This is a genomic window from Halosegnis rubeus (assembly GCF_009184545.1).
GTDB classification, from domain to species: Archaea; Halobacteriota; Halobacteria; order Halobacteriales; family Haloarculaceae; genus Halosegnis; species Halosegnis rubeus.
On record NZ_QJOW01000005.1, the window covers coordinates 114,820 to 128,811 of the forward strand.

Genomic DNA, 13,992 nt, shown 5'->3' on the forward strand with positions numbered 1-13,992 from the left:
ACGAAATGACGCTCTCCGAGGCAGCCATCCGCGAGCACTACCGTCGTGCCAAACCCATCTACGAGGCGCTGGCGACTGTCAAGAACTATCCAACCATCGGGTTGAACGACTTCGTCGGATGGTACATCAAACGCGACCACGACGACGTCGAGGCGATTAAGGCCGGGTATCCGCAGCGCGGACGGGTTGCCCGCCTCGATCGTGACTACGACGAGATTCACGACCGCCTCAACCGGACCCTCTATGCCGTCACCACCTACAAGACACCGACCGCCTTCCAACAGTGGGAACCCTGTCGCTACGACGAGTCTGAGGGGACGACCGTTTGGCAGGATGAGCCCCCAACCCCCGGGTATGCCGACCTCCGGGCAGTTCCCACCTGGGGCGATATTGACCTCGCCGACGACATCAAGCCGCAGCGAGGCGACCTGGATGGCGAGACGCGTGCCCTCGTCGAGCGTACCCTCGACGCCTACATCGACGAGTATGCAACGCTCTACGGCACGCGGAAGGCGGTGTATGCGCTGGACTCCGTCGGGGGCGCGTACGTCTTTGGGGCCCCGGAGGCCACACTACCAATTGCGGACCACTTCAATGACGATCCGGATGCGCTCGAACGGGTGTTCAACGAGTTCCTCGACCGCTCGAACGCATGGCTCCAGAAGGCAGAGGCCCGCGTGAACGAGCGCGTCGACGGCGCCGGCGACGTCATTCAGCCCGATTGGGTGAACAACAAGAACCGCCAGTACAAGCCGCCACTCTCGATCCACGCCGACCACGATGCCGTCGTCACGCCCATCGCGACCGACAACGTCCGCTACGAACTCCGTCCGTTCGAGGGTGTCGACGACGCACTCCTCGAGCAGGCGGTCAGTTGGGCCGATGACCTCACGCGAGTCGAGCACACGGACTGCGTCGACTCGCTTGTCGCGACGCTCTGGCCGGACCTGTACGAGGACCACGGGGGGTGGCAGGCCACGCTGGAGGAATGGGTGGAAGCGGAGCGTGAGCGGGAACGGGAGCGCCAGCGACAGCGTGAGGCAGCGCTCCAGCGACGCGAAGAGCGAATGGCAGAACTCGACGGTACCCTCGAAGGCCGTCCCGTTACGCCGTTCAAAGAGGACGTCTACGAGGCTGTCGAGGATATCGACATCACCGAGATTGCCCGTCACTACGCGAGCGATGCCTACGATACGGATCCGAACCAGCCGCGGCCGCAGTTCGACCCGTGCTGGCGCCACAGTGAGAGCGGGCAATCCTGTTTCGTCGACGAGCAGGCCAATACCTTCGGCGATTCGAAGGTTAACGCCGGGGGCGGGCCGGCGAAGCTGATGGCGCTCGCGACGGGGATTATCTCCGCCGCCGATGCGGACCTCGACGGGGAGGACTACTGGGCTGCCGTCGACGAACTGCGGAGCGCCGGCTACGACATTCCGGTGTGGGTTCCAGAGGCCGGATCGGACCGCGTCGACGGCGGGACCTACGACCAGATGCCGTTCTGGGCCGTTCGGAAAGCGGCTGTCGCGCTCGAGATTTGTCCGGAGAATGCGTTCGTCGATCGTGAGGGCGAGGAAGGAACCTACGAGGGATTCCCCGGGTACGAAACCTACAACGAGACGCTAGAAGCCATCGAAGACACGGACCTGAACCACGGGCGCGAGCGGGTCACGCCCGAGGAGAACGCAGCTGACGATGAATCGAAGTCACCCCCCGAATCTCCTACGAGTGACGATCGACCTGGTGACTTGGACCGGGCTCACCTTCGCGAAAAGAACCGTCTGTTGACAGCGAAAATCAAGCGTCTCGAATCTGAACTGGAGGAGAAATCGGAGCAAATCGAGGGGCTGGAAACAAAGGTCAACCATCTCCAATCGGAGCTCGCTACCGTCCGCTCTGAACGTGATCGGCTAGAGGCTGCTCTCGAAGAACGTGAGTTCGAGCAAGAGCCAAATCAGGGAAACCAGGACGAGAATCGATCCCCACTTGACAGGGCGAGAAGGTTCATTTCATCCAATCGGTAGACATCTCACTCACTCAGCATCAAATCTTAAACTACCTCAACAGTCACGTCTCCGGCGAATCCTCTCTATCAAACGCCCCCTCAGACACTGGGAAGATATCGATAACGTGCTTATCAAAGGTTCCCCACATAGTCTCGTGCCCGAAACGAATCCGATGACTAAACTCCGATTCAGCCTCCTCCCTATCAACCTCCGAACGCTGGAGCTCACCGACCGTCTCCCCATACCCTTCTCGCAGCTTATCAAGTAACTCATCAGGTGTATACTTCGTCGACTCAGGGTGTGTCCAGCGTACTTCCCCAGGAAAACGTTCCATATCATCCGCATCCTGAGATTCGCTCAAACCCATTATAGCACGGAGCTCGCCTAAATCCTCAGCGTGTGCCGGCTCATCCTCATCAACATCTACATCCGAGAAATCACCCTCCCAGACAGCAACACCCACTAATGACCGCCGAACCTTTTCACCTCGCTCCTGAAGCTCAGAAAGAATCTCCTCTGCTGTATCAGAGTCCAAATCGGAATCCTTGTAGTCATCGTACACCTCCCGATGCTTCTCCGTGATAAACTCCGGAAGAGGAATCCGAGTATCCGTCGCCAACCCCACACGTTTCACAAACTCGAGGATATCACGATCCTCGGGCTCAGGTAAATCGATACCTTCGAAAGGCTCCTCAAGCCGCTGCTGATACGTCTTATCCGAATCTGGGAATTCAAATTCTACCCTCCGGATATCATCCTTATCCTGGATTTTGAGCATCTCAAAGTATTGCTCAACACTCAGATCATCAGGATCAACATTAAAATTGAACTGGCCTTCTCCGAATTCGTGGATATCATCGGCAGTCTTCTCCCAATTAATCTCAACGTGGATTGGATGCTCAGGTGTAGGCTCCGAACCAAACTCTACCTCAAACTCCAGCGTGTCGCCGGCAAGAGACCAATTACCGATCCACTCTACTGTTGACTTTTCTGGAACCTGCAAATCCTCAATTACATCCGGCATTACATTTCTCGGCAATAGAATCCGAGAATCAGGATTAGCGATATGTATCAAATCATTCTCATCCTGGCCACCACCACCGGTGGACTTCCAGAAGCTGAGATTAATCTCTTCACCCTCATCTAAAGTCGCCACATCATATGCCTGGGTATAGAGAGTATACACATCTTCGACGACATTCAGAGTCTTCTCTTCCAGAATCGATCGAGGAATAGTCAGCAGATACGGCTCACCATCCTGTGAATCAGCAGAGTACTTACACAGGAACTGAATGACTTCATCATCGAGAACAATTCGATCATCGAGTAACTCGTCATTCCCGAGCTCAAACCCAGTACTGTCACCAACCGTAACCCGATTGCCGTGTTTAACGGCGTTGTACGCCTCTCGGAAATTCAAATAGAAGACAGCAATATTCTTGAGTTTATTTCTCAGATTCTCAATCGAATCCTCGACTAACAACTCCATCTCCATCGACTCAGGGATATCCTCACCCTCACCTTCGTGAATCTCTATATCAGCCAACCCAACATCAACTGGAACATCTTCCAGTTCTTCCTCTGAGAAACTAATCGCTCCCTCTCGCACCGCCTGATACCCAAAGATCAAACTCAGAACCTCATTCGAGTCAGCCTCAACATCTCGTTTATCAAGATACCCATCAAGTTCCTCCTCCAGAATAGCCTCAAAGAGTGGCCGTATATCTCCGCTTGAAGTCCGGATAATCTCATTAATATAGGATTCCTTATTCAAAATGAGATATCTGAAATAGGATCCAAACTCCTCGATATACTGCATCGTTGCTCGGAAAAGATCCACGACCGAGTACACCTTTACAGTATCCCGCTGGTCCTCAGGTACCGCATCCAACCCTGCGTTGATTGTCCCTGCGATTTTACATATGTGAGCGTACGCTATCTCCGGGTCTTGACGATCCTGAATAACCTCTTCGGGATCCTGAGTCTCTGAGTCAGAATAAAACTCGGTATACTCGAAGAAGCTTTTCTCATTTTCAGACATACTATACAGTATATAAAAGAGGGTGAAAAGCGTTTGTCACCAGAATTTCTTTCACTTTCTTCAGAGTTCGACAGGGCCATTTCGGTTAAATCGTCCGAACAGTTAACCTGACACCAGCGACGACCTCCCCTAGACACCAGGTATGCTGAGAGTCGTGCTGAGTCAACAAATCGTAGGACGGCAGCACTAGACACCAGACTCACCGACGAGGGAGTTCCCGGACAGCCCCCGAAATCTGGTGTCAGGTATTGCTGTCTTGCGATTTGGAGGCGAATTGTGCCACTAGACAGCAGGAAAATCAACCGATATGTGGTGGGGGTGGCGGCCCAAAGTTATGTTCGCGGCCACCAGGGCCGAGATGCCAGGCCGCTGGCCAAGCGAGAGTAGGCTGCCACCCGGACGATGGCGTGGGGCGTGGAGGGTGAAGGAGCAGATCGACATCGTGACTGAGAATGGTGACTGTGGCGACTGTTTATTGTGCCCCCGAGTGGGTGCGGGGCGGTTCCTGTGCTGCCCCTGATTTGTATGTCTGGTCCGGATAGATACGACGATACGGCAGACGATCACGAACGGTTCGAAGCGGAATTGCTCGCTCAGGATCGGGATGCGCGGTCACCATCGACGGCGGATCTTGACGACGAGACGGCCCGCCAGCTGGTTCGAGAGCTACTCGATGCCGGGACAGTCACACCGGTCGTCGACCAGCGGCTCCTCGTTCACGAGCCCAGCAACACAGCGTTCGAATCGATGCAGCAGCTCGCCGTCTTCCACACAGGCTGGACGGCCGCCCGGGACGCCGGCGAGGGTGATGGGTGATGCAGCAGACGCTGGCCGGCTGTGCCTTCTGCGAGGCTCCATCCGGGATAGAGACTGGGATCGCCTACACGTGGGGGAAGGAAGAGCGGGTCAACCACCCGATTTGCGTCGACTGTGCGATCCAAGAGACGCCGGATCCCGATGATCGTGATCACTACGCCTGTGACAGCTGTGGCCTCGTCGTCAACGCGCTCGCAGCGCTCACACGGTTTCGAATCGAACTCGGCCATCTCGAAGGCCCGATACAGGTCTGTGCGCGGTGTAGTCCAGGCGGGCCAGCAACGTACTGGACACGCGACCTCGAGGCACACATCGTCTCTGACTGACCCGCCGAGCGGTCGTCGACGCGAGTGGTACGGCGACCACTGCGGGAGGGTCACAGTTGTCCGTAGCTGTCCCACCCCGCGAACTCAGCAGCGCTGGTTGTGTCGCTGTCTCGTTGCTCCGCTATCTTCAACAGACGGGCGCTCCTCGGGATGACTATGGACTGCCCCGCGTGCGGGTCCCCCGTCACCCTCGAGGTCGGACCAGACCGGCCCCTGTCGACGTCGCTGTCCGACGCCGTCCTCGCAGCGGAAGAGGACGAGCAGATCGAGGTGACCCGCGATTGTTGGGACTGTGGCTGGCACGAAACGCGGGCGCTTCGCGTCGCATCGATCGACAGGACCGCCGGCGACGAGACTGCCGTCGAGCGAGCCGCACTCATCGACGAGATTGCCGATGAGCTCGCAGCGATCGGCTGTGTGGGTACGCTTGAGGAGACGCTGGCTGCAATCCGTGAGCAACGAGAAACCGACTCGGCGACGACCGATACGGACGACGCGGCGGAGTGACTCGCAATGCCTGATACAGAGGCCAACTATAATGTTCGTGAGCAAACCGGGAATCCCGAGCACGCATCGGTCGACGATGTGGTTGACCTCGTGATCTACCGGGCGCAGAACCCGCGAACCGAGCACGAGGATGCACATTTCGATACGGCGGTCGCGGCTCTCGTCGACAGATACGGAACGGAGTCGGTCCGGACAGTCATCAACCGCATCCTCGTCGACGACGAGCCGTTCCGGACCGCCACGAACGGCCTTGAGATGCGCAACGTCGACGGCGTTCGGATCGGAACCGCAGCCAGCTGGTTTCTCGAGGAGCTAAACGCACAGGACGACCACTGAGGGACCGGTTGAAAGGCCGCAGCGACAGGCCGTCGAGCCCCCATTTTTAACTCCTGTTCGTCCTATCTACCCGTCGAGGCCATAATGGCACCCTCCACCCCGAGAGACTCAGATCCATCCCCCGATCTACTCGTTGAAATCGTCGAGACACTGGAAGCCCACGGGCTCCCCACCGACTCGTATCAGCTCCACGACGCTGTTGACGTCGAGGCACTCGAGCAGCTTCTCGCATCCTCAGCCGGGGACGTGGAAGTCCGGTTCACCGTGGAGGGGATCCAACTCGCCGTCACCCACGACGGCGTCGATGTCCTTCTCGACGAGCCAGCCGGGGCACCGGATTAGTAGCGCGATCGAATTCGTCGACAGCGACACTCCCTGAAAGCCCTCGGCCGCTCGGCATCCCGCGACCACCGCTGCGCTCCTCGTCCCTGCGGTGCTTGCGGGGTCGGGGGACGACCGAGGCGGCCTCGCCCTTTCTGAGTCCGCCAGGACGGTGAATGACCATCCGAGCGGCGCAGCCGGGTGGACAGGTGTGTCCGTACCGGCCCGCCCCGCTCGCCGCTGCCGCCCTCCGCGTCGCTCGCGACCGACCATTCCGGGCTGCCTGCCTGCGGTAGCGGGCGGGCTGCCGGGCTAAAGTGAATGTGCCCTCGGCGCCAGCGGGAAAGCGCGGGGGGTTGCGCGGCGTGGCTGCTCACCCCCCACGCTTTCTCCGCTGGCCGCTCGCTCCGGGCGGGTCGGCGCGCGGTGCTGGTTGGGGTCGCCGCACTCGGGCGCGCTCTCGCTCGCGCCCGGTAGGGCGCTCGCGAAGGCGCGAGCGAGAGCGCGCAGTCGGTGCTATCGGTCGTCGACGTCGTCGGAAAACCGCGATGTTAGGGGCATCGCGGTGGCGGCGCACGAGCGCCTTCAGTGGTATCTGGAGGATACCAATGTCAAGTAACAACTCGAGTCGCAAGGTCGTTACGGTGGATGAACAGGCATTCGAACGAACCGAAGACGCCGGCGTCGACGAGGACGGCTTCAAGGTCGTCGACGACAAACCGGAGTTCCGAGCGACGGTTCAGCAGGAAAAGCAGGCGAAGGTGGATTCCAACCACCCAGACGGCATCGTCCAGGACTTCTCGCACCTGCCCCTCGCGCAGGAAGAGAAGATTCGCGCCCGGGAGGCCGAACTGGACCACATCAGCGCCCAGGCGGAACTCGGCACCCAAGACGGGCGGGCGAAGCGAACTCGCAAGGTCGTCACCGAACGGCGACAGCGTAAGCGGGCGGAACGCACCCCGGACCGGACGGATCCGCGAGAGCGTCTCTCCCGGATGGAGCTGGCGAAGGTGAACCAGGAAGCAGACCGGATGGCACAGCGGCTTCGCACCGGTCACAGTCGGGCGGCCGTCTCGCGGGCGCTCGCAAAGCGGGTCGCCAAGGGGCAAGACATCACCAAAGCAGTGTTCGACACGATGGATGCACTCAAGGCGGCCCCCGGCGCCATCTGCCCGATCGAGGACGTCCCGGACGTGCAGACGGATGAGGTGAGCATCGAAGGAGAAGTCGTTCAGCTCTGGGATGCTTCCAGCCGGAAGATCGCTCAAGTGGGCTTGGTCGCGGACGACACCGGGAAAATCAAGTTCACCTCGTGGCGAAAATCGGAGCCTGCCTTCGTCCAAGAAGGGGACACCGTCCGAATGCGGGCGGTTAAGAAGAACTGGTACGAGGGACGATGTTCACTCGCCGTGACCTACGACAGTATGATCGTCTTCCCAGAACGCGACCGCCGCTGGTGGGAGGAGTAGGGGCAACGCCCTTTCTTTTTTCGTGAGTGCCGGACCGGCCCAGGCCCCACCGCCCCACCCACCGCTCCGTGCTCGCTCCCGCTGGTCGCTGCGCGCGCAGCCACAACCTCAAGAACCGAGCTGAGATGTATGTCAGAATTCGGGAATTCGCTAACCGCGTGTATCCGTCCGAAATAAAAAGCAACTACCGCCTAGAGAGGTTTTTAGGCTGACTAGAAACATAGAGGGAATATGGTTAAATCGGGAGACGTGGATCAGCGGTGGCAGGATCTATTGCGTAATCCACGAGAAGAGGTCCATCGTGAAATCAAAAGCTGGCTTGATCTGTCTGATAATGTGGACAAGGCAAACGTAGCAAAAGCGATGCTCGCATTAGCGAATTCTGGTGGGGGTCAGATTTTGATTGGATATGAGGAGGTCGGTGAATCATGGGAACCGGATCCATCTCGACCACATCCGATTGACCACTACGATCAAGATACGATTAATGGGATCGTTGAGAAGTTTGCTGAGCCCCAGTTTCACTGTGAAGTATACCATATTGAACATCCAGAATCTGGTGAAGTCTTTCCAATTATCGATGTACCGGGAGACCATCGGGTGCCGATTCGATCAGACAGTGCTGGCCCTGAAGACCAACACGTTACCTACAACACATATTATATTAGGCGGCCAGGGCCAGAAAGTGCAGCACCGAAGACAGGACGTGAGTGGGACGAATTGATTCGGCGGTGTGTCACTGCCTCACGTGATGATCTGTTAGATCGAATGCGAACCGTACTGACGGGGTTCGAAAAAGGAGCAAGTGAAGAAGAGATTGATCCGCTGGATCAGCTTGCTTCGTGGACTGAGGCTATGCGGGAAGACTGGGAAGCCAACGTGATGGACGAGTACGGAAATATGGATAATTCACCCTATCGTCACGGGTACTGGTCATTTGCTTACAGTCTGGATTCTGAGTTTGATCAGCCATCTCTCTCTGAGTTCTTAGATCTACTACGGGAGGTGAAAGGTCATGAAACGGGGTGGCCGGCGTGGCTGATCAGCGAGGATCAGGTACATCCCCGCGATGAGACAATCGAAGGGTGGTATACCGGCGGAACATTCGATGACCCAGCGCACGCAGACTACTGGCGTGCATCCCCAGACGGGATGCTGTTCTTGCTTCGTGGCTATCAGGAAGACAGCAAAGATGAACTTGAGCCAGGTACAGTTTTGGATTATATTCTCCCAATCTGGCGAGTCGGTGAATGCTTGCTACATGCGAAGCGGTTGGGGCGAGAACTCGGTGAGGAAAACACGTCGGTCACCGTGCAAGCCCGATGGACGGGACTAGAGGGACGAACACTGGGCTCAATTGAAAATCGCCGTGGACTTTTCCCTCCGATTGAAAGAGAATCACATCAAGCGACAGTTACGGCCAGTCAACGCTTCACTGTTCAAGATTTTGAAGACGCTCTACCGGAAGTGGTTGAGACCTTGACCCAACCGCTATACCAGATCTTTGATTTCTACGAGCCGCCATCCGATCTAATCCAGAATGAGCTGGACCGGATGCAAAGCCAGTAACAACGCTACTCTAGATGTTCATCCAATTCCCACGCACCTTCATCATCGTAATAGAAACCGGGATGATATCCGAACTGAGAGTTTGATAATGGTCGGAAAAGCGGTGTGAGTTGGTCACGGATACCGTCTTCATCGGACAGACTGAGAGGTGTGAGGCGCGAGGTGCGGTTAGGTTCAGGAAATGCTTCAACCCGGTCAACCTGCCGATGTTGGTCTATTGTCGCGTTCGTGAGATTTGTCCCACTGAGGATTGCATACACCTTCTCGCTGTGTTCATCAGGAAGGACGTCACGATAGAACTGGAGGACGGTGACGAGACTTAATTCAAGATCCTGTGAACTGACTGCATAGTCACAGTCGTATGAATGACCGGTTGGATAGCAGAGCCCGCTCCCCCGGGCCTCATATATGCCAGTATCATACAGAGTTGCCACTGAACTCAGGTCTTTTCGATTCTCGTAGCGAGCGACAATATGGTTCCATGTCGGATCCGCGTGTTCAAACAGTCTATCGGGCCGAAACGATGGTCGACACGTCGCGGGAACAGGCAGTTCCTCAAGTTCTGTGATATCGACAAGACGCGATCCATCAAGAGCACTTTCAGGAACAATATGGAACAAGAGCTGTGGAATTGCATCCTCTGAATTAAGCATATCGAAGCGCTGAAGGTGGTATTCGCGATATAATGTCGACCGATCAACCGCCGGATATTCACGGTTGAGTTCATGGAGACGCCGAAGATGTGAATCACTCATATGCTCCCCCTCTCACCTTAGATAAATATGTATTCGGTCCCCTGTTGTGGCCTTGAGTGCCGCCCCAGTTCCTGCATAGCCAGTTCATTGGTATAAGAATCAGACTCGGTCGCTGTACGCCATCGGTTCCGAGATATCTGAACCGTCTTGTAGAGGTTTATTCCACCCATAATGGGTGAAGGATTCGCTGTACTGGCGAGTTCCTGAACATGGTGAGAACGATGACTACCAGAGACATCTACGAAACTGGCTTCGACGAAGACGTCCAAACAGAGTCGAGCGCTACCCAGTGTCCAGAGTGTGACGGCCGGGTCACTACGAATGCGGTCGAAACGATCTGCGAGGACTGTGGACTTGTTATCGAGGAACAACGTATCGATCACGGGCCGGAGTGGCGGGCGTACGATGCAGACGAGCGCGAGCGAACAGGCGCACCACTCACTACAGCCCGTCACGATCGAGGCATCTCGACCGAGATCGGCCACGGAACCGACGCACACGGGAACGAACTCTCTGGTCAGAAACGCCGGCAGCTGGCCCGGATGCGACGTGAGCAGACCCGTGGTCGCTGGCGGTCCAAAGCGGAACGGAATCTCGCACACGGGTTGGGCGAGGTACGCCGGCTGGCGAGTGCGCTCGAGCTCTCTGAGTCGATTCGTGACCAGGCGTGCCAGCTCTTCCGGAGCGCTCAGAGCGAGGATCTGCTTCGAGGCAGATCCATCGAAGCCATCGGTGCAGCGAGTATCTACGGTACCTGTCGATGTAACCAACACCCGCTTCTCCTCGAGGATGTCGTCGACGCCGCCCGAGTCGAGTCCGCTCGTGTCACCAACGCCTACCGAACACTGAATCGCGAATTAGAGCTCCCAGCACCACCAATGCGCCCGACGTCGTTCATTCCACGCCTGATCTCGGCGCTGGAGTTAGACCACGACATTCGTCGGCGCGCGAACGAACTCGCAGAACGCGCCGAGGGGACAACCCTCACGAACGGCTGTCAGCCATCGGGCGTCGCGGCCGCCTGTGTCTATCTGGCTGCCCAAGAGCAGGGCGCGTTGATTACCCAATCCACCGTCGCGTCGGCAGCAGAGGTGTCAGTCGTGACGCTCCGAAGCCGGCGAGACGAACTCCAAGCGATCTGAGACGCCTCCGGTAGAGGAATACCTACATACAGGCAGAGAGTCTACAAGGGGGTATGGATCTGGACGAGACTGTCGAGTATCTGTCGACAGAACTCGATATCGAGCGGAGTGAGCACGTTCGCGAGGTCGGTCGAGCGGTCGCCGAGCTCCGTGACTGAATCGGTCTCAGGCGGTCAGATTTATCCCGTCGTCGCCGAATCCGTCCCCGCATTTTCTCACCCCTGAGTTTAAATACCAAACCGGGGGAAACGCGGAGCGAATCGATGACTGACCACAACTCAGACCGAGAGGCGTTCCAACCTGTCGGGGAGGGCGCTCTGGTGCCGGACCCAGCGCTGGATCAGCCAGCAGACGGCCAGCCAAGCCGCCAGCGTGAAGCCTCGCATTCGGGTGGGTATCCGGACGGAACAACCGACACAGACCGATCCTGTGTCTCCTGTGGCGCATCGATCCCGGCGTCGCAACGAAAATGCCGGTTCTGTCTCGAACACGAACTTGACGGCGCGTCGGAGTCGGGTGCTGCGAGTTCCGAGCAGACACTGCGTGGTGTGATCCACTTCCTCGTCGAATCGGGGACGTTCTACGGCGCCGTGGCAAGGGGAGCAGCAGCAGCGACACTTCTCTCGTCAGGTCACGACCAGCCCATCGACGACTGTACGCTCATCTACGATCTCGACGACGAGCCCGCACCCCAGCTAACCGAGCGCTGGCCTACGCTCCCCGCTGCTACTGAGGTGACCGCAGCGGCTGGCGACGCGTTACTAACAGCGGCCCGTGAGCGGACAGCGTGGAACGAGAGGAGCGATCGTTCTCAGACGGAGATTCCACGCGTCTATGACGAGCGTGGCCAGGGAATTCGCGATGAGTCGTCCCTCGAGCACACGCTCGACGACAGCGATCAGCTGTGGATCGTCCCAGCAATCGCTGTGGAAACAGTACCCCGCGAAACGAAATCCTCCAGTACCAGAGCTGAAATCCCGACCGTAACAGCCCTCGAGTGCCAGCACTGTACGAAAGAAACAGAACATCGCTTCAGTACACGCGAGTCGCTCCCTGACGAGACCTGGACGGGCCAACCAATCTGGGAGTGCCAAGTGTGTGGCACAGGTCGCTACGGGCCTGCTCCCGAATAGGGCAGTAGGAATCTCACCGTTTAACCAACAGTCTCCGATGGAGATGGCTTCTGTTGGTTAACACGGTGAGTACCCGCAAGTCCGACGTCAGTCATAGCGGGCGTTCATTCGGCAGGTTCGCAGCGGCCTGTCTCTACAAAGCGGGGCGGGAACAGGGGGTGTGGGTAACGCACCGTGACATCGCCAAGTCCGGAAACGTCACGCCGACCACGGCCTGGACGCATCACCAGAGGTTCGATGAACTCGCTGTCTAGACGGGCCAGGTAGGGAGCGAGGGCGCTCCATTCTTCCAGTGGATCGCATCTAGCGCGGGCGGGAACTGCTGTAGTCGGTCATCGAGGACGGCGAGTGGGTGCGCATCGAGAAACGTCGCCTTGTGCCGATCAACCGGCGTGTCTTCGTGATTGAGTTGGATATGACAGGGCCCAAGGTCCGGATGGTCGGCATCTTGGTGGAATCCGAGCATCAGATTTCGGTCCGGTTCGACCCAGTTTATGCGGTAGTATTCGTGGTCGACGCCGGCGGGGTACCAGAAGCGAATCTCCAGTCGTGCTGTCGCCGCGTCGTACGAGTCACTCAGGAACGTCGTCGGATCGACACCCGCGATGACGTACCGGGGTCGGCGTCGAGACGGGCGATAGCGGACCTCTTCACACCCTGGCTGGTTCGTCAATCGGTCGTGAACGTCGCGGAGGAGGGTCCGCTGTGTATAGCGGTCGCGACCGGCAAGAAAGATCATTCTGTGAGAGAGGAGGGTTAGCTCGTGGCGCGGTCAGCCACGTCGGTCATCTGCTCGCGGGCAGCTTCGACGTCGGAGTAGAGTTCCAGTGCGTGCTTGATGAGGCGGCGATCCTCCTCGTTCTCACGCCAGAACGCGATGACGTCGCGGCGGTCCCGGAGCTCCGCACTTGTGAGGTCGCCGTCGGCGAGCGACTGTTCAAGCTCTTCCCACGTCTCGACGTCGTAGGTCGCCTGCCACTCCTCGATCTCCTCGGTAATCGCGGCCAATTCACTCCGCAGCTCCTCGCGGGTATTTTCCTCGATGAGCGTGCGGATCTCCTCGAAGAGCAGTCGCGTGTAGTCCGGTTGGTAGCGCGTCGTCTCGCCGGCCTCGACGCGACGCAACTGGCCCTGGTCGACGAGGTCCTGAAGTTCCTCGTTGGTCGTGCTCCAGGCGGCGTCGGCCTGCTCGCTGATCCAGTTAACTGAGCGGGGTTCGCGAAGTGACTCGGCGACCGCCCGAATGCGGTCGCGGGCGCTCATCGACTCAGTCCACGATTGGACCCCATCTCGCGAGGATTCGGTCATGGTTGGCACCTCTTGGGACAGTGTTCGCGCCCTACTCCCATATATGTTTGTACTGTCTCGCATAATCAAGAATGCCTTGCGGGCGAAGGCGTCCGGACGTTGAAATGCGATACCGACAGAAGGTATGGCCAACCGATGTACGACCGATATTCTGACGTTGAGGAACTACGGCCGACCGGCGAGGCATCCCACAGCCCGGACACAATGTTGGACGACGGGTGTGAGAGTGACCTCCTGGCGGCAACGCGTCGCGACGAGCACTGGTG

Annotated in this window: 14 protein-coding genes and 1 pseudogene; 11 read left to right on the forward strand and 4 right to left on the reverse strand. The window is 58.1% G+C overall.

Annotated elements, in window-relative coordinates:
- Positions 1–5: 5 nt before the first annotated feature.
- Positions 6–2,021 carry a hypothetical protein gene (locus DMP03_RS11860; protein WP_134671650.1) on the forward strand — a complete coding sequence of 672 codons (2,016 nt, stop codon included), beginning with the start codon at positions 6–8 and terminating at the stop codon, positions 2,019–2,021.
- A gap of 43 nt (positions 2,022–2,064) precedes the next feature.
- On the opposite strand, the gene DMP03_RS11865 is transcribed toward DMP03_RS11860, so the two are convergent.
- A complete protein-coding gene (locus tag DMP03_RS11865) occupies positions 2,065–4,044 on the reverse strand; it encodes a hypothetical protein (protein ID WP_004594522.1) in 1,980 nt (659 codons plus the stop codon).
- Positions 4,045–4,569: 525 nt separating this feature from the next.
- Between DMP03_RS11865 and DMP03_RS11870 the strand changes: the two genes are divergently transcribed.
- The 7 genes from DMP03_RS11870 (at position 4,570) to DMP03_RS11900 (ending at position 9,388) form a co-directional block, all read left to right on the forward strand.
- Entirely contained in the window at positions 4,570–4,860 is a 291-nt protein-coding gene (locus tag DMP03_RS11870; protein ID WP_004594521.1) for a hypothetical protein, read from the forward strand.
- A complete protein-coding gene (locus DMP03_RS11875; protein ID WP_011222441.1) occupies positions 4,860–5,186 on the forward strand; it encodes a DUF7558 family protein in 327 nt (108 codons plus the stop codon). The genes DMP03_RS11870 and DMP03_RS11875 overlap by 1 nt, the downstream gene beginning before the upstream one ends.
- 156 nt (positions 5,187–5,342) lie before the next feature.
- On the forward strand, positions 5,343–5,693 hold the full coding sequence (locus tag DMP03_RS11880; RefSeq protein ID WP_004594520.1) for a hypothetical protein: 351 nt from the start codon (positions 5,343–5,345) through the stop codon (positions 5,691–5,693).
- 6 nt (positions 5,694–5,699) lie between these two features.
- Positions 5,700–6,029: a hypothetical protein gene (locus tag DMP03_RS11885; protein WP_004594519.1), complete on the forward strand. Its 330-nt coding sequence runs from the start codon at positions 5,700–5,702 to the stop codon at positions 6,027–6,029.
- An 84-nt stretch (positions 6,030–6,113) separates the two neighbouring features.
- Positions 6,114–6,371, forward strand: a complete 258-nt coding sequence (locus tag DMP03_RS11890; protein ID WP_004594518.1) for a HalOD1 output domain-containing protein — start codon at positions 6,114–6,116, stop codon at positions 6,369–6,371.
- Positions 6,372–6,958: 587 nt separating this feature from the next.
- Positions 6,959–7,819: a hypothetical protein gene (locus DMP03_RS11895; protein WP_004594516.1), complete on the forward strand. Its 861-nt coding sequence runs from the start codon at positions 6,959–6,961 to the stop codon at positions 7,817–7,819.
- A gap of 231 nt (positions 7,820–8,050) precedes the next feature.
- Positions 8,051–9,388, forward strand: a complete 1,338-nt coding sequence (locus DMP03_RS11900; protein ID WP_011222445.1) for an AlbA family DNA-binding domain-containing protein — start codon at positions 8,051–8,053, stop codon at positions 9,386–9,388.
- 5 nt (positions 9,389–9,393) lie between these two features.
- On the opposite strand, the gene DMP03_RS11905 is transcribed toward DMP03_RS11900, so the two are convergent.
- The gene (locus tag DMP03_RS11905; RefSeq protein ID WP_011222446.1) at positions 9,394–10,143 is read right to left on the reverse strand and encodes a hypothetical protein; all 750 of its coding nucleotides are present in this window, start codon (positions 10,141–10,143) and stop codon (positions 9,394–9,396) included.
- A gap of 221 nt (positions 10,144–10,364) precedes the next feature.
- On the opposite strand from DMP03_RS11905, the gene DMP03_RS11910 reads away from it, so the two are divergent.
- The 3 genes and pseudogenes from DMP03_RS11910 to DMP03_RS14660 form a co-directional block, all read left to right on the forward strand.
- Positions 10,365–11,285, forward strand: a complete 921-nt coding sequence (locus DMP03_RS11910) for a transcription initiation factor IIB (RefSeq protein WP_049938512.1) — start codon at positions 10,365–10,367, stop codon at positions 11,283–11,285.
- 263 nt (positions 11,286–11,548) lie between these two features.
- Positions 11,549–12,418 carry a biosurfactant protein 1 gene (locus tag DMP03_RS11915; RefSeq protein ID WP_011222448.1) on the forward strand — a complete coding sequence of 290 codons (870 nt, stop codon included), beginning with the start codon at positions 11,549–11,551 and terminating at the stop codon, positions 12,416–12,418.
- 93 nt (positions 12,419–12,511) lie between these two features.
- Positions 12,512–12,672: pseudogene (locus DMP03_RS14660) on the forward strand (transcription initiation factor IIB family protein); the annotation flags it as partial.
- On the opposite strand, the gene DMP03_RS11925 reads toward DMP03_RS14660, so the two are convergent.
- Both DMP03_RS11925 and DMP03_RS11930 read right to left on the reverse strand, forming a co-directional pair.
- Positions 12,669–13,157 carry a hypothetical protein gene (locus DMP03_RS11925; protein ID WP_011222449.1) on the reverse strand — a complete coding sequence of 163 codons (489 nt, stop codon included), beginning with the start codon at positions 13,155–13,157 and terminating at the stop codon, positions 12,669–12,671. The pseudogene DMP03_RS14660 and the gene DMP03_RS11925 sit on opposite strands and share 4 nt — an antisense overlap.
- A 17-nt stretch (positions 13,158–13,174) precedes the next feature.
- Positions 13,175–13,726 carry a DUF7342 family protein gene (locus DMP03_RS11930; protein ID WP_049938513.1) on the reverse strand — a complete coding sequence of 184 codons (552 nt, stop codon included), beginning with the start codon at positions 13,724–13,726 and terminating at the stop codon, positions 13,175–13,177.
- Positions 13,727–13,992: the final 266 nt, after the last annotated feature.